General features: G+C 37.7%; 19 protein-coding genes. 7 read left to right on the top strand and 12 right to left on the bottom strand.

Going from position 1 to position 24220, the window contains the following annotated elements; translation table 11 throughout:
• The first annotated feature begins 804 nt into the window (after window positions 1-804).
• Window positions 805-2640 (top strand): aspartate kinase, encoded by a 1836-nt coding sequence (locus tag BC008_RS34745; protein ID WP_027843087.1) that lies wholly within the window; start codon window positions 805-807, stop codon window positions 2638-2640.
• A gap of 260 nt (window positions 2641-2900) precedes the next feature.
• Here BC008_RS34745 and BC008_RS34740 read toward each other — a convergent pair whose 3' ends face one another.
• A complete protein-coding gene (locus BC008_RS34740) occupies window positions 2901-3758 on the bottom strand; it encodes a hypothetical protein (RefSeq protein ID WP_027843086.1) in 858 nt (285 codons plus the stop codon).
• A 188-nt stretch (window positions 3759-3946) separates the two neighbouring features.
• Window positions 3947-4108, bottom strand: coding sequence for a hypothetical protein (locus BC008_RS50840; RefSeq protein WP_201026205.1), 162 nt, complete (start codon window positions 4106-4108; stop codon window positions 3947-3949).
• Window positions 4109-4192: 84 nt separating this feature from the next.
• On the opposite strand from BC008_RS50840, the gene BC008_RS34735 reads away from it, so the two are divergent.
• A complete protein-coding gene (locus BC008_RS34735) occupies window positions 4193-5575 on the top strand; it encodes an RNA-guided endonuclease InsQ/TnpB family protein (RefSeq protein WP_027843085.1) in 1383 nt (460 codons plus the stop codon).
• Here BC008_RS34735 and BC008_RS48845 read toward each other — a convergent pair whose 3' ends face one another.
• Window positions 5576-5752, bottom strand: coding sequence for an NUDIX domain-containing protein (locus BC008_RS48845; RefSeq protein WP_153009711.1), 177 nt, complete (start codon window positions 5750-5752; stop codon window positions 5576-5578).
• Between the two features lie 205 nt (window positions 5753-5957).
• On the opposite strand from BC008_RS48845, the gene BC008_RS34730 reads away from it, so the two are divergent.
• The 4 genes from BC008_RS34730 to BC008_RS34715 all read left to right on the top strand — a co-directional run bounded on the left by BC008_RS34730 (window position 5958) and on the right by BC008_RS34715 (window position 9631).
• On the top strand, window positions 5958-6422 hold the full coding sequence (locus tag BC008_RS34730; protein WP_153009710.1) for a hypothetical protein: 465 nt from the start codon (window positions 5958-5960) through the stop codon (window positions 6420-6422).
• Window positions 6423-6527: 105 nt separating this feature from the next.
• On the top strand, window positions 6528-7628 hold the full coding sequence (locus tag BC008_RS34725) for an NAD(P)/FAD-dependent oxidoreductase (RefSeq protein ID WP_027843083.1): 1101 nt from the start codon (window positions 6528-6530) through the stop codon (window positions 7626-7628).
• A gap of 348 nt (window positions 7629-7976) precedes the next feature.
• Entirely contained in the window at window positions 7977-9074 is a 1098-nt protein-coding gene (locus BC008_RS34720) for a phosphotransferase enzyme family protein (protein ID WP_027844434.1), read from the top strand.
• A 17-nt stretch (window positions 9075-9091) separates the two neighbouring features.
• Window positions 9092-9631, top strand: a complete 540-nt coding sequence (locus tag BC008_RS34715; protein ID WP_027844435.1) for a DOMON-like domain-containing protein — start codon at window positions 9092-9094, stop codon at window positions 9629-9631.
• 48 nt (window positions 9632-9679) lie between these two features.
• Here the strand turns inward: BC008_RS34715 and BC008_RS34710 are convergent, their stop codons facing one another.
• The 3 genes from BC008_RS34710 to aroB all read right to left on the bottom strand — a co-directional run bounded on the left by BC008_RS34710 (window position 9680) and on the right by aroB (window position 12088).
• Window positions 9680-10090: a M48 family metalloprotease gene (locus tag BC008_RS34710; RefSeq protein WP_058184294.1), complete on the bottom strand. Its 411-nt coding sequence runs from the start codon at window positions 10088-10090 to the stop codon at window positions 9680-9682.
• Window positions 10091-10204: 114 nt separating this feature from the next.
• Complete coding sequence (locus tag BC008_RS34705; RefSeq protein ID WP_058184293.1) at window positions 10205-10768, bottom strand: M48 family metalloprotease; 564 nt, start codon at window positions 10766-10768, stop codon at window positions 10205-10207.
• 228 nt (window positions 10769-10996) lie between these two features.
• Complete coding sequence (aroB, locus tag BC008_RS34700; protein ID WP_027844436.1) at window positions 10997-12088, bottom strand: 3-dehydroquinate synthase; 1092 nt, start codon at window positions 12086-12088, stop codon at window positions 10997-10999.
• A gap of 667 nt (window positions 12089-12755) precedes the next feature.
• Between aroB and BC008_RS34695 the strand changes: the two genes are divergently transcribed.
• Complete coding sequence (locus tag BC008_RS34695) at window positions 12756-13088, top strand: STAS domain-containing protein (RefSeq protein WP_027844437.1); 333 nt, start codon at window positions 12756-12758, stop codon at window positions 13086-13088.
• A gap of 162 nt (window positions 13089-13250) precedes the next feature.
• On the opposite strand, the gene BC008_RS34690 is transcribed toward BC008_RS34695, so the two are convergent.
• The 6 genes from BC008_RS34690 to BC008_RS34655 form a co-directional block, all read right to left on the bottom strand.
• On the bottom strand, window positions 13251-14387 hold the full coding sequence (locus BC008_RS34690) for a PP2C family protein-serine/threonine phosphatase (protein ID WP_027844438.1): 1137 nt from the start codon (window positions 14385-14387) through the stop codon (window positions 13251-13253).
• 269 nt (window positions 14388-14656) lie between these two features.
• Entirely contained in the window at window positions 14657-15421 is a 765-nt protein-coding gene (locus tag BC008_RS34685; RefSeq protein ID WP_027844439.1) for a DUF1350 family protein, read from the bottom strand.
• A gap of 200 nt (window positions 15422-15621) precedes the next feature.
• Window positions 15622-16341, bottom strand: a complete 720-nt coding sequence (locus BC008_RS34680) for a hypothetical protein (protein WP_027844440.1) — start codon at window positions 16339-16341, stop codon at window positions 15622-15624.
• A gap of 1165 nt (window positions 16342-17506) precedes the next feature.
• Window positions 17507-19720 carry a phosphoketolase family protein gene (locus tag BC008_RS34670; RefSeq protein WP_027844441.1) on the bottom strand — a complete coding sequence of 738 codons (2214 nt, stop codon included), beginning with the start codon at window positions 19718-19720 and terminating at the stop codon, window positions 17507-17509.
• Window positions 19721-20389: 669 nt separating this feature from the next.
• The gene (locus tag BC008_RS34660; RefSeq protein ID WP_058184292.1) at window positions 20390-22201 is read right to left on the bottom strand and encodes a fasciclin domain-containing protein; all 1812 of its coding nucleotides are present in this window, start codon (window positions 22199-22201) and stop codon (window positions 20390-20392) included.
• 281 nt (window positions 22202-22482) lie between these two features.
• Complete coding sequence (locus BC008_RS34655; RefSeq protein ID WP_027844444.1) at window positions 22483-23733, bottom strand: NupC/NupG family nucleoside CNT transporter; 1251 nt, start codon at window positions 23731-23733, stop codon at window positions 22483-22485.
• Window positions 23734-24220 lie beyond the last annotated feature (487 nt).

Raw genomic sequence — 24220 nt, 5'->3', positions numbered from 1 at the left:
TTATAGACAACACTAAAATGCCGCAATCAATTTATAGGTAGTGATTGCTTTAGCTCAATCGTTTTCCTGGATTCCACATGGATTGCGTATTTGATTGGATGAGCAAGAAATAATATGTATCTACCCTTAGTAAAAACTTTCTAATTTACTTAAATTTAGTATCTTTTAAGACCTATTCAAAGATTGAACTATCAAAGTCTTATAGATACAATAATTCTAATTTTTTTATTAATTTTGTTTGTTTGAACAACTAATTTATTCCTAATGCGATCGCTCGGATGTAATATATTCAAAACCTATATTCAAAACTTATATTAAAAACCTAATTCCTATACTCGGGTAGGGAGATTGCAAAAGATATTTTTGCTATTTGATAAGAATAATATAAGACATCAGCTTGGAAATTTATTCGCTGTGAAAACTCAGACTTAAAATTCAGACTTAAATATTTACCGCAAGTTACGATCTTAAACCAACCCCAGGTCTTAGCTCAGGGTTAAATTATACTTATTATACTTAGCCTTTGATGCTTTATGGTAATGAGAACATATTTTTGTTTATATTTTTGATTTATGTATTAATGCTAATTAAAATGTAATAAATGTATCGAATAACTTGATACTTTAATAATAAATTAGTTACCATGGTTAAGAAAGAATCAACAAAATGTAAAGTAAACTTTTGACTGTTACTGGATTCTGATAACTTATTGAAACAGAGTAACTTTGCAATTCTTTAAAGAATTGTTTACTTGCTGATGGCGTTGGGAACGCAGTCACAATTCATTCTCATTTTTCAAAAATTATGGCGCTCATAGTTCAAAAGTACGGTGGCACTTCCGTTGGCTCTGTGGAACGTATTCAGGTTGTAGCACAGCGCGTTCGCGAAAGAGTTAAGACTGGAAACTCTTTGATTGTCGTAGTTTCGGCAATGGGTAAAACCACTGATGGACTGGTAAAGTTAGCGCGGGAAATTACCGAAAATCCCAGCCACCGAGAAATGGATATGTTGCTTTCCACTGGAGAGCAAGTATCTATTGCTTTGGTGACTATGGCGTTGCAAGAGTTAGGGCAGCCAGCAATTTCACTGACTGGGGCTCAAGTCGGAATTATGACGGAAGCTGCGCATACGCGTGCCCGAATATTGAATATTGCTACACAACGAATCGAGAAACATATAAATGAAGGTAAGGTTGTAGTCGTTGCCGGTTTTCAGGGAATTTCTAACAGTGAAAATTTGGAAATCACAACTTTGGGACGAGGTGGTTCTGACACATCCGCAGTAGCATTAGCTGCAGCATTACAGGCAAATCGATGTGAAATTTATACTGACGTCCCGGGAATTTTAACTACCGATCCTCGACTGGTACCCCAAGCCCAACTTATGGATGAAATTACCTGTAACGAAATGCTAGAGCTTGCTAGTTTGGGGGCAAAGGTGCTACATCCAAGGGCGGTGGAAATTGCTCGTAATTATGGCGTTCCTTTAGTGGTCAGGTCGAGTTGGACAAACGATCCCGGTACTTATATCTCTGCACCAAAACAGGAAGATCGTTCTCTAGTTAATCTAGAAATTGCCCGTCCAGTTGATACTGTAGAATTTGATACCAATCAAGCGAAGGTTTCCCTACTGCGAGTACCTGATAAACCAGGAGTTGCAGCCCGTTTATTTGGAGAAATTGCTCGTCAGGATGTTGATGTCGATTTAATTATTCAATCAATTCATGAAGGTAATTCAAATGATATTGCCTTCACTGTAATGACGCCAATCCTCAAGAAAGCAGAAGCCGTTGCAGAAGCGATCGCACCTGTATTGCGTTCGAGCCAACCCGATAGTCAGGGAACTGATGAAAACTCGGGAATGGGAGAAGCAGAGGTGATGGTAAAACAAAACATTGCTAAAGTCAGCATTGTTGGGGCTGGAATGATTGGACGTCCGGGGGTCGCAGCAAAAATGTTTGCAACCCTTGCAGAAGCTGGGGTAAATGTTCAGATGATATCTACCTCTGAGGTTAAGGTAAGTTGCGTTGTAGATGAAGAAGACTGCGACAAAGCTGTTAGCGCACTTTGCAATACTTTTGAAATATCCACTTCTCCGCGTTCCCAGAATATTCCCACAACTCCAAATTCCTATCCCCCCGTACGAGGTGTAGCTTTAGATGCAAAACAAGCGCGGTTGGCGATTCGTCACGTAACAGATCGTCCGGGAATGGCTAAGAAGATTTTTGGCTTGTTAGCAGAAAATAATATCAGTGTAGATATGATTATTCAGTCCCAACGCTGTCATGTGATTAATGGTGTTCCTAAACGGGACGTAGCTTTTACGGTTTGTCGTACAGATGCTGAAGCTGCGCTGAACATGCTCAAAGCTGTTGCGGATGAGTATGGTTGGGGTGAAGTAGTTTTAGATCGAGCGATCGCTAAAGTTAGTGTTGTGGGTGCGGGAATGTTGGGACAACCCGGTATTGCTGCAAAGATGTTTGAATCATTGGCGCGGAACAATATTAATATTCAAATGATTTCCACTTCTGAAATCAAGATTAGTTGTGTAGTTGCAGAAGATGAAGGTGTCCAAGCTTTACAGGTTATCCATGAAGCCTTTGGGCTTTCTGGTAGTGAAGAGTTTGTAGTACCGGCTTAGGTAGTAAATAATTTTTGTTGCGAAATTTTTTAATACCGAAATATTCTAGAGAGGCGATATATCACCTCTCTACAGTCGTTTGGAAGTGCTTTAATTTTTGGTGCGATCATATTTCCTACTTATTTTATGTCGCAATAAATGAGTTCTCAGATGATGGATTTAGTGAGTATAATGCCTACTCACTAAGTGTAATTTGGTAAAAGCTTTACTTATTATATTGTAATAGTTATGACATTATTCGTGTTAAGAGTATTGCTTTACTAATTTTTACACAATTTAAAGCCTTTTGGTTTCTTGGGTTGTGCTAAAAAGCTTAACTCATCCTTATACATAATATATCTGTCATCACCAGGAACTTCTGGATACTTAAGAGATGGTATATTTCGCAATTCAAGAACTATTTCGCAGGTTTGATCCAAATCTTTAAACTTGTCTTTGGGTATTCCAATCCCATTGATGGGGAATGAAGTTGGTTTGTCCCAAACTAGCCAAAAAGCCAATGGGAAAAACTTAAGCAAGCAACTACCAGAAATAAATCCTTGTCCTATACAGGATCCTATACCGAGTGAATTAATAACAATCTGTTTATTAGAAGGGTATATCCAGTAGTAGACTTCAAGCTTATCTGGTATGTTACTAGACTCGTTTACAAAATAATTTCTTAAAGCATCTGGAAAAGGTTCTGATATAGGCGGTTTTCCTGGGATTGGTAACTTCCCTGCTAAAATATGACCAACCACTGCCCTAATTAATCTTTGAGGCTTTACAGTTAAATCTATTTTTTCTGGTAAATATAGTCCTTGCTCTTGCTGAGATCTTACAAGACTAGCAACTTTATGAGACAACTCAATCAACTCAGGATCATATTCAGTACCAAGCAAATTATTATTACAGTTTCCACAAATAGAGAGTAAGTTAAGTCCACTTTGAGAAACTGTTGGCTTTGCATTTGGATCTGAGAGGTGCTGCGTTAGTGTTTTTAATTCCACAGGTTTTGGTTTAATACAACCTTGTGGAGGAATATGATCCCGTGTGAGCTTAGAATAGTGACCACAAATATTACAATATCCTTTCTTGTCACCTTTTATTTTTACTTTCTTATTTTTCTTTTTCTTCATTTGATTAAATTGCGATCGCGTAAATATTCAATAACTTTCCTTGCAGCTGCAGTACATTTTTTGAGATCTTTATAATTGAACCAGGTAATCTCTTCAACTTTAACCGAGCAGGAGTCCGACACCTAAATTGTAGTCAATTAGGTGTGTGGAGGAATGCCGGGACAAAAATGGTGCATCCTCCGACGAAATCAGTTCTTAACTGATGGGTTTTTGTCTATCTCTTCTTGGGGGAGTAAGTCGATCCAGTCTTCGAGCAAAGATGTAATAGTCTTATCTCTCTTCGCCGCGTAAGCCCGTAACTTATTTAATCTTTTCTCAGACATTCTGAGGCTCAACCTTTTCTTTGTCATGACGGGTTGCCAATGGATACCCGTTAATGCTAAAACTTATTTAGGTCGTTCGCAAGGCGCGGTAAAAGCAATAGAGATACCACTATGTTGTTAAATTACCAGTATCGGGCGTACCCAGAAACTAGTCAGAAGTCATTATTGAATAATTGGTTGAGAGTCGCCCGGTATTGGTATAACTGGCAATTAGGAGATCGTTTTGACTGGTGGGAGAAGAATAGAAGTGCGATTAATTCTTGTCGATTAATTTGTCACACGAGTGATTTAAGAAATAATCCAACCCGCTATTCACAGCAAGGATTGCTCCCAGGGCTGAAGAAAGATTTACAAAAAGTCAGACATTCCGGAGAGCTTTTGGATTTTTCTTTGCTCCCAGCTAATACATTGCAAGATGTGACTAAACGTGCAGATTTGGCTTTTCAGCGTTTCATTAAGGGTGATTCAAGCGGGAACCATTCCGGAAAGCCGAGATTTAAAAGTGCTGCTAGATATCGAACTTTAGGTTTTACTGGCGTTCAGATCCCTAAAATTGTCCATACTGAGAAGGACTGGTTATTTGTAACACTGCCAAGATTTAAGGGTTGGCTGAAATTAAGATGTCATCGACCGTTACCAAATGGGTTTAAAGTAAAAAGTGCTTTACTGACCAAGAAGGCTGATAGTTGGTACATAACTTTATGTGTTGAAGATAAAAGTATCCCCAGCCCTGCCGATAACAAAATCATTCCTGATTGGGATAACAGTTTAGGTATGGATGCGGTACTCCATGAAGATGACTATCTAGCTACATCAGAAGGCGAGAAATTACCATCTTTAAAGTCATTCCGTAAGAAACAGTCCAAATTAGCCAAGGTATCTGAGAAGAAGTCAAAGAGACGTAAAGGTAGTAAATCACGCCGTAAGCTGGCGAAGAGAGAAGCCCGTATTCATCAACGCGTGGCGCGCAGCCGCAAAGATCACGCCTGTAAAACAAGTCACGCTTTATTGAGGACTGGTAAAAAAGTATTCTTCCATGAAAAGCTAAATCTAAAAGGGTTATCTAAGCGCAATAAAGCTAAACAAGATAATTCTGGTAAATATTTACCAAATGGGCAATCTACCAAGTCTGGGTTAAATAAGTCTTGGCAAGATGCAGCATTTGGAGAGTTTTTTAAAACTTTGCAACACATAGCCGAGAAAGCTGGATGCAAAGTTATCCCCGTGAATCCCGCGTACACATCACAACTCCTTCCCTACAAAGATGAGTTTGTGTTTACTGATTGCTCTATCAGAAAGTACTGGGACGAAGAGTATGCTTTATGGATTGACCGCGACATATCCGCAGGATGCAACATAAAGCGAGTTGGGCTGAACGTGTTCCCAACTATAAAACGCCGTAGCGGGAAGGTTGTAGTAGACAAAACTACTACTAATAGTACCGCGAAGGAAGTTTTGGCAGTCTTTTCTAGATGCCAAAAGCCCACACTATAATCAAAGATTATAGTGTGGGAACGTTACTTCTTCTTGAATTTCTCGAAATAATCCATCCCAGTCTGACTCACCATCTTCTCGTTTTCCTCCTGGCATATAAAAAACATCTTTACCGTGCGTTCTCGTACATAAAACCTGTCTATCTTTGATACAGATCCAGACCAGCGCATCAATCATAATAATAAAAATCTTATCTTGACATTTATCGTTTTATTTAGCATGTATGAGTATGTGAACTGAAATAATAAGAGTAACAACAAATACATTTGTTACAAACAACAGCATACAAACCACGTTTATTTTGATTTGAATCCACTCCAACTAAATAGAGGACTACGCGGGCGATTCTGTTCGAGAACTGTAACTTTATAGGATGGAAACTATGTCACAAGAATTTAACAAAATTGAAATTTTGTCAGTAGAAAGCGCGCAAGTAGAAATGCTCGTTGGTAATGCGATCGCATACTGTCATCGTCCAACAAATGAAATTTTTGTTGATTTAGATCATTTTGTAGAAATGATGGGAGTTGGCTTCTCACCAACATTTGAGAAAGTCAAAGTTTATTTTGTTAAACCTGAAAATGGAGAATTCAAAGGTCAAACCAGAAGAGTAATAAAAGCACAAGAAGTTACGCGAATACTTAAGATTGCAGAAAAACAAGGCGATGATGTCGCAAAAAAATTTCGTAATAATCTGCTCTCACAAGGAATGAAAAGAATTGGAATTGAGGATGCAATTTTAATTGATGGATATCTCATCCCTAGGGATAAAAATGGGAATTTAATGTCGGAATTTGCAATTGAAATTCCTCCAGAAGTACTTGACAATTTTGATTTCAACAATTGAAGGCGTTGATTAGAGATATAAGATTTTTTACTTTCTCTGTCCCTTTTCCATCCATACTAGTTTAAGGTTACCTATTTAAGTTTTTGTGGATGGCTAATTGAGTAAATGACTGATATTGCAATCATTGGTGCAGGAATAGCCGGTTTAGTATGCGCTCAACAATTAACTCAAGCCGGATATTCAGTTGTAGTGGTAGAAAAATCTCGTGGTTTGGGAGGAAGAGTTGCAACTCGTCGTCTACATGATACCCGTGCAGACCACGGAGCTTGTTACCTCAAACCCAAAGGAGAATTACTCCAAGGTTTTGTGAAATTACTATCTCAACATAATATTGTTGAAGTTTGGACTGATACTTATTACGAACTTCCAGCCAATTCCCATTTACCAATCAAAAAATCCGGCTCCCCCTGTTACACTGCACCTACAGGAATGAGTGCGATCGCAAAATTTCTGGCACAAGATTTAGATATTTTGCTCAATCAACGGGTCACTAAAATTGATCTAACACCTGAAAATATATGGCGTCTTAGTTGTGTTTCAAGTAATACTTCACCATCTAATAATGATTCTGAAAATAAGGAAATAACTGCAAAAGCTTTAGTTGTTGCAATTCCTGCACCTCAAGCTACAACGCTTTTGGAATCTTTAGGAAATGGCGTAATTAATTCAGCTTTCCTTGATCAACTGCGTTCGGTTGATTTTCACCCCTGTATAAGCGTGATGGCTGGTTACTCTTCAGTATTTGATACTAAAATACCAGAATGGAAAGCACTTAACTTTAGCGAAAATAATGCCTTGGCTTGGATCGGTTTTGATAGTAGCAAACGTCATCAATCTCATCAACCCGTATTTGTAGTTCAAAGTAGCTCTGAATTTGCACAAATCCATTTAGAAACAGAGGAATTACAATCAGTAGGAGAAAAAATGTTGCAAAGTGCGAGCGAGTCGTTAATGCTGGAAACACTGAAAACCCCAGAATGGATGCAAGTACATCGTTGGCGTTATGCTTTTCCTCGTCATCCTCTATCAGAAAAGTGTTTATCAGCACAAACTATTTTACCTTTGGTCTGTTGTGGTGATTGGTGTGGTGGTAATTTAATTGGAGGTGCTATGGATTCGGGATTAGCAGCTGCAAAAGATATTAATGCTCAACTAGAACAAAAAGTACTTTTGGATAGTTTTTTGGAAAATCCCAAATTTTCGTAATTGGTAGTGAGTAATGAGTAATGTTAGCGCAAGCGGGGCGCGACAGCGCACAGTAATGAGTAATGAGTAACAAGTAATAAGTAATGAGTAATAAGTAATGAGTAATGAGTAATGAGTAATGGATAACTGATAACTGGTAACTGTAGCCCGTAAGGGCGTGGCGTTAGCCATAAACTGGTAACTGTAGCCCGTAAGGGCGTGGCGTTAGCCATAAACTGACAACTGGTAACAAATGTTGCAAGTTTGTATTGGTTCTATCTGCGGTGGGATATATATTTATAAAAAATCAAATATTTCTTTGTGAAACATCTGTTTTGCAAAATACACCTTAATAAACAAGATACAACTTTGAGTAACCCGATCAAAATTGCCAATCAATTTAAACCCCAAGGTAAAGTTATCGATGTCCGAGAGTTTGGACATGGTAACATCAACGGTACTTACCTTGTCACTTTAGATTCTTTGGAAGATAAGCATTTTATCTTGCAACGGGTCAATACCAATGTGTTTCGTCAACCACAATTGGTAATGCAGAACATGAGTATTTTTAGTAATCACGTTCGCCAACGTTTACAAAGTGATTCAAATAACATTAATCGTCGTTGGGAAGTACCGCAGGTATTTTTAACAAAGGATAATCGAGATTACTTAATCGATACTGATGGATCGTTTTGGCGAGCAATTAGTTTTATAGAAGCAGGTACAACCTTCGACACAATCAAAAATAATCAACACGCTTACGAAGTTGGTTATGCTTTGGGAATGTTTCACAATCTTATTAATGATTTACCCACTGAAAAATTAGCCGATACTCTTCCGGGTTTTCATGTTACTCCCAGTTATCTGCAACAATATAACCTTGTCGTAAACCAAAACCCTGCACCAAAATCCCCTGAAGTTGAATATTGTCTACAATTTGTGCGCGATCGCCAAAGTTGGGCACATATTCTAGAAAATGCTTTAGAACAAGGACATCTGTGTTTGCGTCCGATTCACGGCGATCCTAAGGTTAATAATGTCATGATAAATACTACAACTGGGCAAGCGATCGGTGTCATTGACCTCGATACTGTCAAACCCGGATTAGTTCATTATGATATTGGTGACTGTCTCCGCTCTGGATGCAATCCCTTGGGAGAAGAAACGGCAGAGTGGCAATCAGTAGTATTTGATACTGTTGTTTGTAAGTCGATTTTGCAGGGATACTTTTCAATTGCAAAGGATTTTCTCACCGAAAAAGATTACGAGTATATATACGACGCAATTCGCCTCATTGCATTCGAGTTAGGACTGAGATTTTTCACAGACTATTTAGCAGGTAATGTTTACTTCAAGGTCAAACATCCAGAACATAACCTTGCTAGAGCCTTAGTGCAGTTCAAGTTAACCGAGAGTATCGAATCTCAGGAAACAGATATTCGTGCAATTATCGGAGAAATGGAATGATTCAAAATCAAGAAGAAATAAAAGAAGAAAATTTTTCTTTACGAGCGTTCCCAAACAGTTTAACCCCAGATTTACAAATTACAGGTAGTGTAGCCCGCAATAATAATATACTGACTATTGATTTTGTGCTCCAAGGGGACTTAAACAATATCCACATTCCCAAAGCTGCAGATATCCCAAAGCGTAAAAACGAACTCTGGGAAGAAACATGTTTTGAATTTTTCTTGGGAATTAATGGTTCTCCCCAGTACTGGGAATTTAATCTTTCCCCGTCAGGACATTGGAACATCTATAAATTTGACAACTATCGTCAAGGGATGGAAGAAGAAACTGCAATACAATTGCTTCCTTTTAATATTCAACATCAACCTGATTCTTTACAATTAATACTGGAATTAGATTTAGGTCAAATCATTACAGCAGAACAAGATTTAGATCTTGCGGTTACAACGGTTATCAAAGACAAAGATGGAAGAATAACTTATTGGGCTTTGAAGCATTGTGGAAAACAAGCAGATTTTCATTTACGAGATAGTTTTTTGATTGGGCGATCGTGAATTAAAGATTGGGGATTTACAAGGTAAAGATAACAAATCACCAAAAAATTAGTCTCCGAACATTTCATCTATATCAGCTCCTGCTGAACCCCCACGAATAGAATTAACCTTCAAAGATACTTTATCCCTGGATAATTCATAGCTCAAAGGTTGAGTTTTAGACAATTTTGCTTTACCTTCAGCAGTCAAATCCTTGGGAGGATACTTTACCATTAATGCTTTAATTCCCTCGATTCTTTTTGGTACAGCAGGATGATCGGTATCAAACTCCGCTCCTGGAATACGACCTAAAACTTCCATGACTCGCAAACATCCTTCTGGCTCAAAACCTGCTCTCACAGAAGCTAAATATCCAACTTCGTCAGCTTCAAATTCATTTTTTCGGCTTTGTTTCGCTATCCGTTGCTCTAACTCTTGTGTCTTTTGCTCTACTATTCTCTTTATACTCAGATCTTGCACCTAACCGTATAAACCACGGAAAGCTTAAAAATGGCACAATAAAGCTACATTATTTTGTTTACTTTTTATCGCTAAATTAAGCTTTTACTATTAATACTGAGTGATTAAGATACATCAATTTTTGTTGGTGCAAAATGTAAGTATACGCTTTTCAGATTTTCTGTGTCTTCTCTGGCTTTCACCACCTAAAATATTACCCACAACATTACCCAACGTTCCACCGATAGCGCGTCTTCCTACTTCTCCACCAACTGATTCTACTGCGGCTTCCTGTGATGCAGCTCTTTTTTCTCCCAGTACTTCTTTCTGTGTCTCTTCCTGAATTTGAGCCACCAACTCTTTCTTTTTTGTAAGACTAACTGCTGCGTGACGCTTTATATGATGCCCCATTTCATGGGAGACAACGCAAGCTAACGCAGAAGAATCACCACCTAACTGATCTAATATGCCATCATAAATAGCAATTAAATTCACGTTAGTAGCAAACGCGTTAATATCATATTGTGGAATAACTACAATTCGCCAAGGAGTTTTTTCATATCCATTAGCACGAGCAACCCTATCAACAATTCTGTAGAGAGCATAGAAATCTTTAGGTAATTCCTTTTTTGCACGCTGATAAACTGCATGTCCTTTCAAAGCAGGTTTAGCTTCTACAGGTAATGTACCAGATAACAACAGTGCACATAAAGAAGCAACTTAGTTTTTAATACATGCATTATTATTTGGGCTTATTTCAACTCACGCCAGAAATAATACAATATGACCATCCAATTAACGCTTATTATCAGTGTCTTAAAAGAAAAAACATCTTATCTTCATGTTTATATATCTTCATGTTGACCAAAATTTACGATAAATATAACGCGCGCGATTTTCCGCGTTCCTTGTTACCCACATATAAACTTACATCTGCTCTAAAATCCGACGAATAACCTCTGATGTAACCCGATCTGTAATTTCAACCTTACCAATACTAGTAGGTAAAATAAATCTAACTTTACCTGCTTTGACTTTCTTATCAGTCTGTAAAGCAGCAATAATTCCTTCAATATCAATTCCTGCGGGTAATTTGGTCGGTAAATTTGCTTTTTCAATTAACCTATCTTGTCTTTGTGCTTCCTCTGGATTCCACATCCCCAACTCTACGGCTATTTTTCCTGCTGCAACCATACCAATTGCAACAGCTTCCCCATGGTTTACAACACTATAACCAGTCAAGCTTTCTACTGCATGACCAATTGTATGTCCGTAGTTGAGAATTGCTCTCAACCCAGCTTCTTTTTCATCCTTACTGACCACATCAGCTTTAGATTGGCAGGAATGGTTTAATATGTATTCGATAAGATCCGGCGTTATGGCAGATATTCGATCTAAGCGATCGCACTCTTCCATGCGATCAAATAATTCTCGATCCCAAATTATGCCGTATTTAATAACTTCCGCCATCCCAGCACTAAATTCTCGATCTGGTAGAGTTTCCAATACTTGCGGGTCTATGAGTACTAATTGTGGCTGATGGAAAGCACCAATTAGATTTTTCCCTTGGGGGTGATTTACACCAGTTTTACCACCAATCGCTGCATCTACCATTGCTAATAGTGTAGTGGGCACTTGTACAAACTTGATTCCTCGCAACCAAGTTGCAGCAGCGAAGCCAGTCATATCACCAATTACACCGCCCCCTAAAGCTACCATTGTTGAGGAGCGTTCTATACGATTTTCTAAAGCAGCATCATATATTTTCTGAAGTGATTCTAAATTTTTATACTGCTCCCCATCGGGCAAAATACAACTAGCAACGTCAAAATCAGCAGATTTAAGAGAATTTATTGCCCGCTCTCCATAGTGCCCAAATACGGTTGGGTTAGATACTAACAAAATCTTTTTACCCAACCCCAAAGTTGATGTTTTCTCACCTAGTACGTCAAGATAACCTGATGAAATTGCAACTTCATAGGAATCTTGTGGTAAATAAACTTTAATTGCACAAGCCATTGCTGAAATAGTGACAAGTTAAAAGTGCCCGCGCACAGTATTTTAACCGATAACTGAAGTGCGTACAAGTTACCCCCTTCGCAGAACAGTAAACCAAATAATTAATTTACTCACTTCCAACATTGTGGTAATTTTTTTTACTTAATTATTGTCGGTAGAAAAACTAAAATATTCTGAAATCAAAATAAATTTTTTATTGGATGGTTACTTATGAATTCAATAAATATATGCAACTTTATTAGATTAACGTATGAAACAGGCATTGAATAGTCATTAAATAGAAAAAAAGCACCGCTAATAAGTATGAGTCAAAAATCGAAAAAGTAAATCACAAAAAATACTGATTACCTAGCGATCGTAGAGATCGCATGATATTTATGATGATTTTTAAACAATGAGCGATTAAGCTTAAAAACACTAATTTTACTCACTGTGAAATGATAATTAACTTGTTTTATCGCTCACTACTTATGATAGTTGCTATTTTATTCAAAAAAATGTTATTAAGTTTTATGGTTATAAATTTTTCTAGTAGCATTAATATATACCAGTATCACATATGACTTTTAATTTGCGTAAATATATATGGCACCTTTTTATAAAATAAATTATCATTGGCATAGAAATTCAATAAATGTAAAACTTACTAAAAATCCATTTAAAGAAAATGATAGATAGAGTCAAAGTTATTCAACCGAAAGGAAACTTAGACGCCAGTAAATCTCCAGAATTTCGTGATGAAGTTTCTTCTTTATTGGAAAGTGATGCCAAAATATTTTTAGTAGATTTTAAAGATGTAAGTTTTATGGATAGCTCTGGTTTAGGTGCTTTAGTTTTAGCATTTAAAACAGTTAGAGCATACGAAAAAAAATTGGTTATTTGTTCGATTAATGAACAAGTTAGAATCTTATTTGAATTAACTGGTATGGATAAGGTGTTTGAGGTTTTCACTAACCGCGAAGAATTTGATAAGTCTCTCCTTTCCAGAGCTTTAAGTTAATCGTTTGGGAATAAGTTCTAGAAAACTGGGCAGCAATATATCGTCATTATGTTGGTATATTTTAAGATAAAATCAAGATAATAAAAATATCTTTAGATTTATTAAATGTAATTGTGTATATTTGTATAGCTCGGTGATCTATTTTTGTCAGTTTGTGAGTAATCAGTCAAACTGAATCTGAAGAATTGATAAGTCATCATCAAATACATCTTTGGGATTCAACTGATTTAAATAGTTAATAATTATTTCTAGTTTGTTCTCCGCAAAATTAGATGACTCGGCTAGCATCCTAATAAAGGCATCTAAACTCCAAACAGTACCATTAGGCATAGTGATTTCATAAACACCATCACTGAAAATATATAACGCGCTAGACTCTTCAATAGTACAAAAATTATCCATATATTTAGCTTCAGGAAACATTCCTACTGGCATTCCAGGAGTTTTTAATAACTTGACTTCTGGATTATTTTTTGAATTTTTGGATAATAAAACTGCTGGTGGATGACCCGCACTTGCGTACATTAGTTCTCTTTTAACTCGGTTATAAACTCCGTACCAGATCGTAAAATACTTGTCATTTTTATAATTCATTTGAAAAGTATCGTTAAGTGCTCTCAACACTTCACTTGGTTGATAGTAATTAAGACTTTTGAGAGCATGAGAGCGTAACAAATTTAGTACGGAAATTGAAGGGAGAGTTGCTTTGAGTCCATGTCCTGCTGTATCAAGCAAATAAACAGCCAAATAATCTGGATCGAGCCAATAGTAATCAAAACAATCTCCACCTAATTGTTGTGAAGGAATGAAGCGAAAATCAATTTTGAAAGGTTTGCTCATAGGATTGGGAAGCAAAGAACGTACATACTCTGCTGCTTCCGCTAATTCGTCTTCCAAAAGTTGTTTCTGTGCTTTTAATTCGTGACTCATTTGATGCAGACGTAAACCTGCTCTTACCCGCGCTTGTAATTCATTTTGTTCTACAGGTTTAGTAATAAAATCATCAGCACCAGCATCCAAACCTTTGACTCGATCAGCAATGGAATCTAAAGATGTGAGTAGGATAAAAAAAGTTGTTGTTAAATTAGAATCTTTTTTTACATAACGACAAACATCTAATCCATTTAATCCTGGCATCACCCAATCACAAATAATCAAAGCTGGGCGATAATCTAAAGCTTTTGCAATACCTTCTTCCCCGTTGCTGGTAGTTATTACTTCATAACCTTGTCTTTCCAGCATCCGTTTCAATAATATCTGTACTGCACGATCGTCATCTATCACCAAAATTTGAAACATATACGCCGAGCCGCCAAGGAATTGTAAATTTTTAGTTATCTTTATTTTTACTGTCACATATTTAACTCAAATTGTCTTGAGTAAAGACGGATTTGACTCCGTATTTTTACTTGTATTTGAGTTTAAATAAGTTTATTCGCACGCTTAGAGGTTCCATATCTTAACATCTATCTACTAATTTTCCTATGAAGTTTATGATTAAGATACAGAATAACCCTTAGTCGCATAAAAATAAAGTGTAATACATTACCGTTATTAATATGTAATCCTTATGGAGGAGAAAGGGGACTTAACCATAAAGCTAGAGTGCGTTTAAGCTGGTTTAAATCGCGGTAAACTTCTTGCTTAAACCACTGTCCAACAGCATCTATAGGGTTAAACTCTTTACCAGGGTTCCATTTAATATCTTGACCGAGGGGAGTTAGGTGGTTTCCAGTTAAAGTTTTGGCGATTGCCATTTCTCCAAACCTCGATTGTAAAATTTTTGTCAAAATGTTGGACTGATCGATAGTATCATTACTAAACCTAATTAGCAGGTTACGACGAATCCGATAATGTTCTTGCACAATAGAATTAGTTTCGCTTGGTGAAGGAGTAAACTCCACATTTATAGTGGAATTAAGTTGTTCGAGTAAAGGAATAGCTTCTTTAGCAGCATAGTTGTTGAATGATATGAGAATATTCCCAGCGCGTTCAACGGGGTGCATGCTACCAATCAGTAAATGAAGCTTACAACCCATGCTATGTCCAAGACCGTATATGGGAAGGTAGCCATTAATAATTCCCCTATCTTCTAACCTGACTAGTGCGCGTTCAAAGTTGAGAAGAGCGTTTTCAGCGATCGCTCTATGATCTAAAGTGTTGATAAATGGAGTCGCAACCACCAAAAAGCCTTTTTCTGCTAAATACTCCAACAGCAAACGATATGTCACTTGGGGCGCAGTAGCCACAAATGCACCGCCCAAAAAATGAATTACACCAATAGGTTTGTGAGGTACCAGGACCGAGTTTCCAGCTATTTCTTTCCAATTCATGGATCACTCTTCAAAGAGATAAAAGTGAAAAATTAATAATTTTTAACAGTAATTTATATCTAAATATATCAAATATTAAGCCTGAAGAGTTTCTAATAATATTTAAGACAGAAGTTGGTTAAGAAATAGACTGGAAGTATTTTGTTTAATTAAGATATGAATATGTTGTAAAAAAATAATCGCTGCAGTTGGAATTTATTTTATTGTTGGCTCTGTAAATTTTTCATTTCATGCTGGACGTCAAGAGCAATTTGTAAAGCTTCATTGAGTAATCTTCCGTGTTCTGTGGCTTCTTCTGTAAAATCAACTGCAGTCAAAGTTGCTAAATTACTTGCAAATAGTTCTGGTTGATTAATAATAAAATCTTTATTTTCTCGTATAATTCTTTCAGTTTTTAATGCACGGACTAAATCGTCTCTGGTCATTCTCAAAGTTTGAATTACTTTACTTCTATTAGCGATACTAACTCCATCATTACCTGCAGCTTCAATTTGATCGTTAATATCTATAGCTTTCACTACTGAGTTAAACCTTTCGACATCTCTTAAAAGATTTTCTAAGGAATAAGTCATACTTTCGCGTAGCTTTTTGGCATTATTTTTTGAGGATATATTTAAAAATAATTGTACTCCAAATACTGAAAAAAAGCAGAATCCGATAAAGGATAACCATGATGGAAATGGTAACCAGGAAATAAATGAAAAAATGAACAAAGTAAAAATAACATAGCTACTAACTATTCCAGCTAGAGCCATAAAAAATATAGTTGCACCTTCTGGACCCTTGACTTTTTCCATTAATAATTGGAACAATCTCTTGATTGAATTAATAATAATTTTTGGTTTATGTTTAATTGGTAAATTCGTTAGTTTTTGGATATCTTGTGTAGTTATTTCCAGTCCCAGTAAATCATTATGCACGACTATAAAATCCTTATGTAACTTACTTGTTCGTATTATATCTTAACCAAATTTATCTCGATTCAATTTAGGTCTTATACTTGGTATCGGCCTATTTATTTATTTTATACTTGGCAAGAGAAAAATTATTAACTCGTAATATAAAATACAGGTAATTAGATCGAATTAAGAGCTTTGGGTTTAGACTTAAGTGTATTCATAACTTTATTTGGGATATCAGTATCAATGGCTTGGAGAAAAACCTCATTAAAACTTGAATAACCATATTTTCTTTCTCTTATTGATAAAAATAAAGAATACTCCTGTATATATTTGAATTCAGTTTGATTATTATTAGCAACATGTGAACTTTGGGGATAAAAAGTAAGTATCCTAGAACTCATTAGAGGATTTCTGGAAAGTATCGCTTATTACCCAAAATCATTATTGAGATCCCCCCTACCCCTTAAAAAGGTGGCAAAATTACCCTAATACGCTCAACCCACTGCGCGAACGGGGGATTTAAGGAAATCAAAGATATATTAGGTAAATAATATGACGACTTTTTAAACATTCTCTTAGACAACATTGAGAACAAATTGGTTTCAGGAGTTATACCGTGCAGCTAATAAGCCGACCGAAGTTTTCCAATTTCAAGGTGCAGACTTGAAGTAAAAAATCAAATGTAATTTCTATGCAAAGCACATAACGCTGTCAGTTGTTTTAATTTAGTTCGCAAGAAAATATTTTACTTAGTCTGACACATATAATTTTGTCAAAATTATAACTTGCGAACCAAAATAATTTCAGGCGCATTCATTGCAAAGTGTATTAGCAGGACATAATGCCTTAATTTTCAGATCGTAGCCCAGTAACACTATCTAAGCTTTGCTAACTAAGGGACATAACTGCTACCTTTTGAGCGGTTAACATGTCTCTACAAAGTGTGCCGCGCATATTAAAAGTATAATATAGCACCGCTTAAAAAACCGCTCTCTTGATTGAAGAGCGGTATCAAATTTATTGAATAAATCCTTAATTAAATAGCTATAACGCTACCTGCAAGTCATTAGCGAATTGTGCGCATCTGACGACATTAGCGTCTCCGTAGGACAAACAAGATTTACTAATGTCCTAACTTTATTACGTAGTGCGACCAGTCAGACGATCGCGTTGATTCACCAATTTACTTCACCAACTGCTTGACTTTTCTAACTAAAGTTTCAGCAGTAATACCATTAAACGCCATGAGTTCGCCAGCGCTTGAGGTGGTTTCTCCCCGTTTCCAAGCAACAGTTGTCCGAGGGGCGGTACTTCTGAGCATGATTGGTTCTAACATTGCGCCTGCACCACCGGTAACGCCAATTAAAGCATCACCATCAAAGATTTGGGCGAATTTGATGTTGTCTAAGAAAATACCATCGGGTTGAGAACAGGTATCCCAAGCGGTTTCGTGGGGAAGGTACAAACGACGGGGGTTAATTACTGAAACAATTTTGACACCAATTCCTTCTGTTTCTAGGATTTTAGCAGCTTCATAAACTGGTTTGAGAATCATATCCCCAACCACAGCAAAGACAACTTTCTTGGTTCCGGAAGTTTCCTGTAATACTATTGCACCATCGTGCAAACCTTGGCGAGTCTGTTCAAAAGTAGTGCGGATTGGTAAGGGTGATTTACTTGCGGTGATAACAATTCCTTTATTTTTAGTATTTAATGCCCACTCATAACAAGTTTGGATGCTATTGGCATCTGTGGGGAATAAAGGGAAAATATTACCGTTGCGCATCATCGCTGCAAAATAAGCTTCAATTTCCGGACGCTGGTGAGTCCAACCGTTACGTCCTTGCTCTAATGCCCCTGCGGTGAATAAAGTAATAGTTGAAGGTGTGGGACGTCTTAATTCCGCCATTGCTTGGGTAACAGTCTGCCAAATTGGTAAACCATTAATGGCAAAAGATTCGTAGGAACACCACAAACTACGTCCACCCATCAAACATAAACCAGCAGCGAACCCGGCACAAGCATCTTCACTCAAAGGTTCGTAAACTTGTCCATTGGGTGCTTGATAGTAGGTATCGTCGGTGGTCGGGTGAACAATTTTGAGGGCTGCGTTGATGTTACCGATTTGGGATGCTTGGTTACCATCGGCGTTACTGACAACGAAATTTTTGTCAGTTTTTCCGACTTGAGCGACTAATTCTCCCATAGCTGTAGTGGAAATTTTAGCATCTCCACCTACAGGATATTCTTCTAAAGTTAACTGACCTAATTTGGGTAATTCTAATTCAGATTCGGTTACAACTGTCTTTCCTGCAGGTCCACCACCCGCACGCTCGCAGTTTGTCCGCACGATTTCCCAGGCTTCAAGATTGAGAGCGCGTGCTTTCAAAGCTTCAATCATGTGAGGCGCGTCTAAGGTATCTTTAGGATATAGGTTGTGGGACTTAGAACCCTTTGCATGAACCCCTGCACCTTTGAGTTGTTTAATTATGAATACCGTTAAATTACCGCTTAGCGCCGAACGTGCAGCTTCATTTACACCTACAAGTACAGCTTTGGTAAAAGCAAGGCGTCCAGTGAAGGAAAAAGCAGTACTGTCAACGTAGTCGCCCGGTTGTTCTTGATCGTCAAAATCTTTTGCGTCAACTATAACAACTTTCTTAAAACCATTACCGAGCCAATAAGCAATCATCTCATCGTTGGTTTTAAGGGAAACCATGCTGTGGTGTTCCTGACTGTAACCGTTCCATACTAATACCGGTAAGAAATTGGTGACTTCGGGGTATGCAGTATTGAAGTGAGCAATGGAACTCATGACATAAGGTTCACCCAACCCACCATCACCAACGGTAAACGGGAATAGTTTATCCCGGTGTAAAAACGCAGCTGACATTGCAAAATGTTGACCTTGTCCCAAAGGTCCTGCAGGTGCCAAAATCCCAGGAATAAAACCAGAAAGATGTCCTAACAATCCATGACGTTCTCGGAAGCGATCGCGTAATTGTTGAACAGTCCTAATTCCCATATCTTCTAAAGAACGGTCAAGGAACATCGCACTATAAAATCCTGGGGCGTGGTGTCCCACTTCGGTGATAATATTCTTGTAACCCAGCATGACCAGCGCAGCATAAGCCTCAGCTTGGGAAGCAAAACCACCCGGATGTCCTGAAGCTTTACTTCCAGTAATTTGTAGTGTTAGGTAACGTAAAGCATCGGCAGCAAGTAAGGTTTGATAAACTGCTGTAGGGTCTTGAGGGTCGCTAACTGAAGTTTTTCCGGATGCGATCGCATTTGTTTGTCCATACTTTTCAAATTCCGGAAATGCTTCCCCGAAATATTGAATACCTTCACAAAATGGGGGGTGAGCGGAAGTCACCTTTGGAGTTATTGCTGTCATGCTGGCTACCCTACGGATATAACTACCGATTGTAAATGTTTGTTGATTTAACAAAAATTTTACAACTTCCAGGGCGCGAGTATTGATTGTGATTGTGTAACTTCAGGATAAGTTGTTTCAATATGGTTACTCCGCCTGGTAGGAGTGTAGCAACTTAAGTTATTAATTAACTTTATAATCGTGTATGATTAATTACTATCATAGGGGCGTACATCGGCACTAAAGATGCAGATCGGTGCGCCCTGATGAGTGGTATATTTTTTATTTAGAATTTCCTAATAACATCAAAGCTTATCGTTTATAGGTAAGTTCAACCTGATGCTAATTGGCTACCTGCAGCAGGTTCTCGCTCGGATGTAGATTCTCGGTAGGGTATTGATCGGTGATTGGGTGCAGATCTTTGATTGGGTGCAGATCCTTGATTGGGTACAGATCCTTGATTGGGTGCAGATCTTTGATTGGGTACAGATCCTTGATTGGGTACAGATCCTTGATTGGGTACAGATCCTTGATTGGGTACAGATCCTTGATTGGGCGCACATCGGTGCGCCCCTACGAATAAAATATATCATTCAATGAGGATAGATCCCCTTGATGTCTTATTGAGTTGTCGTTTTAAAAAGTTACACAACAGTAATAACAATTTTTTTGTCAGCTATTTGTAGTGAGCTAAAAGTTATAACCGACGCCAAACATTAAACCGACATCTGTGTCGTCATCCAGAAAAGCAGCGTTAGCACTACCATTAATGGTAAAACGAGAACCTAATGGAACATCTACACCACCAGTAACCAATAAACCAACATCTGTATCATCGCCAGCTTCAATCGCTACACCAGCGCCAAGATAAGGAGAAATACCAACAGATTTTCCAGCTATAGATGGTGTTTTACGTCCGGAAAAATCTAAGGTCAGGGGAACCAAAAATACAGTATCGTCTCCAATTACTGCTGCAGGTCGTACTGAAAGAGACTTTGTTAAACCGATTTTGCTAATTACTGCAAAATTTGTCTCGCCCAGTTCCGTATCACCTTCCAGACCAAAATTTGCTGCAACGCCAATATAGCTTGAACCTCCGCGAGTCGCACGACCTGGTTTCACATTATCGCTATCTGTGTTATTGTCTCGATTATTTTCTGCAGTCCCAATTTCAGTATCAGTTTTTGGTTTTTCAGGATCGCCCAAATCGGGTGGAATCAATACCTGATTGACTGCATGAATGACACCGTTATTAGCCTTAATATCTGCTTGGATAACGCTCGTGTTATTGACCGCAATTTGATTACTGTTGGAATCAACTCGAATCTGGATAGTTTCTCCTTCAAAGGTTTGGAGTTTTCCCCCTGAAAGTTGATTTGCAGCAAGTTCTCCAGGAACGACGTGATATTTTAAGATACTTATCAGTACTTCTTTATTTTTTGGCTGCCGCAATTGCTCTACAACATCTGGTGGTAAAGCTGCAAATGCTTCGTTGGTAGGAGCGAAAATTGTGTATGGACCAGGTTTTTGGAGAATATTTGCTAAACCAGTTGATTTTAGTAGAGAGGTTAAGGTAGTAAAAGAATTACTAGAGGAAGCCACAGATAGAATATCTTTATTATTGGAGTTTGAATTAGGAGTTGCAGCAACTACATAACTGGCTGCAGGTATATTACTTGCTAAGGGTTGTACCTGACCCTGTGTAACTAAAGCCTGATATATTAATGCTGCGGTTTCGGCGCGAGTTAAAATTCCTACAGGATTAAGAACGCCTACATCAGGATAATTTACAACCATATTAGCTTTTGTTGCCGCAAATACACTATTGGTTGCATAGTTTGGAATTGAAAAAGCATCACTATAATAAGTAGCTAAAATATCATTTGAGGCGTCCTCACGGATTAATCCCAAACCGTTGGTTAAAGCAACAATTGCTTGGACCTTGAGAATTTCTTGATTTGGTTGAAATAGATTTCCTGGATAACCCGACATAAATCCAGTCTCATAGGCTTCCCTAATTGCTGAAGATGCCCAATAATTAGTTGGAACATCTGCAAATCCTCCCGGATTCAACTGTCTAACGGGATTTTGATTAAAAGCTTTTTGCAACATAGTTGCAAATTCAGCACGTTTAACTGGTTGGTTTGGTCTGAAGGTACCATCAGGAAAGCCGGTAATTACATTCCTCTCCACCAAAGCTTGAATAAAAGGACTTGCCCAAAAATTTATCCCAAGGTCAGAAAATAAGGTAGACGAAAACTGTGACTGACCCAAAATCTGCTCTGAATTGCGATCACTTGCTCGACCAAAGCTGGAAGGAAAAGAGAATTCTGAATTGTGATCGCTATCTTGAGCGAAGCTGGAAGGAGAAAAGAATACTGAATTTAAAAATATTGAGTTTATTGTTGTAATTACTAGTCCAAAAGCCAGTAAATAATTTTTTTTCGGGGAAAAACGGTAGAAACAACCCACGGAAATCTCCTCATCTGATAAATTGGGCATTTTACTCACCAACAAACCTCACCCATTTTTAAACTCGTAGTTTGCATTCAAGGGAAACTCCAGCTTATGAAACTCAAGCTTTTAACACTTAAACTTCCAAAACTTAAAATTCTAAAATGGATGAGATTTAACCATTTTGATGATTGAGATGATTGATATTCTTGTGCAAAGAACAAACATCTTTGCAACAAATAAATATCAACTATCCCAAGAAATGTTTCAAAAGTTATAACTTATAATTCAAAAGATTGTAAAAAATAACACATTTTTTATCACATGTATTACAATAATATTCCAGCAATACAGGCTGTCATAAAGCAAGCAATACTTCCACCAATCATGGCTCTAATTCCCATCTGCGCCAAATCCGCTTGACGACTCGGTGCGATCGCGCCAATTCCGCCTATTTGAATCCCAATAGAACCAACATTTGAGAATCCGCATAGTGCATAGATTGCAATTAGCTTGGCTCGTTCAGATATTACCGGTAAAGACTTAGATACAGTTTCACCACTTTTAATTTTGTCGATATTCTCGATAATTGCTTTTAAATCTAAATAAGCAACAAATTCATTCAAAATCGTTTTCTTTCCCAACAATACCCCTACTGCTGGACTATCAGCCCAAGGAACTCCCATCAGCCAAGCTACCGGTGCAAGTATGTAAGAAAAAATCCACTCCAACGACAATTCTTGTACGCCGATGCGAGAACCAATCCATCCTAAAAATCCGTTTACCAAAGCCAATAAACCCAAAAAAGCAATCAACATCGCCGCAACATTTAAGGCTAACTTCATTCCATCACTAGCGCCAGTTGCAGCAGCATCGATCGCATTTGCATAGGTACTTTCTACTTTGATTTTTACTTTACCTGCTGTTAGAGATTCTTCAGTTTCTGGGTAAAGTATTTTAGAAACTGCAAGAGCTGCTGGTGCAGACATCACCGAAGCAGCAATTAAATGTTCTGCTGGTACCCCAAAGGAAATATATGCAGCCATCAAACCACCCGCGATCGTTGCAAACCCCCCCGTCATAATCGCATGTAGTTCTGACTTAGTCATCTTTTCAACATAGGGTTTAATTAGTAGTGGTGCTTCCGTTTGTCCCACAAAAATATTCGCAGCCGCAGAAAGTGATTCCGAACCAGATGTTTTCATAGTTTTCATCATTACAACTGCTACTACTCCCACAATTCGTTGTAAAATCCCATAGTGGTAAAGAACAGTAATAAATGAAGAGAAAAATATTATAGTTGGTAAAACTTTGAAAGCGATGAAATGTTCTTCAAAATTATCGCCAAAGACAAACTTTGCTCCCACATCAGAAAAATCTAAAAAGCGGCTGACTACATCCCCCAAAAACTTGAATACTGCAAAACCTAATGCTGTTTTAAGAATTAATACTCCAAAAATTAATTGTAAAGCTATTCCCCATAGTACTGGTTGCCATCGTATAGCGCGGCGATTAACTGACAAGCCATAAGATATACCCACAAAAACAAATAAACCCAGTACTGACACGAGGCGTTCCATGTTGACTCCCAAGTATGCACGTCCAGAAACTAGGTTAAAAGATAGCAGGTATTATGGGAAACATGAGAATGAGAATAAGTAATAAGTAACAAGTAATGAGTAACAAGTAATGAGTAATAAGTAATGAGTAATAAGTAATGTTAGCGGCTCCGGATCCGTAGGTAGCGCAGCTATAGGCTATAACTACGTTACCTGCGGATCTGCCGTCGCCGCAGGCTCTAGCTATAGCGGGGCGCGTAGCTAGCGTTAGCGTACCGGCGGTTCCGTAGCTTCTGTAGCTATAGCTACATGTGTTTGCACAGTAATGAGTAATGAATTATGGGTTATGAGTGAATTATTGTTTTTTTAATTTATTGAGCGAAGCTGTTAATATTTTAATTATTATTTCATTTTCTTCTATCATACAGCATATTTGGGGTTTATGAGGTACAGTAACAACAATTTGTAAACCAATTTTTTAGGTGTTGTGGATTAATTAATTGCAGTG

Source organism: Mastigocoleus testarum BC008 (assembly GCF_001456025.1).
In the GTDB taxonomy this organism is placed as follows: Bacteria; Cyanobacteriota; Cyanobacteriia; order Cyanobacteriales; family Nostocaceae; genus Mastigocoleus; species Mastigocoleus testarum.
Note: the sequence above shows the minus strand (reverse complement) of the source record. Positions and strands in the feature narration are given on the sequence as shown.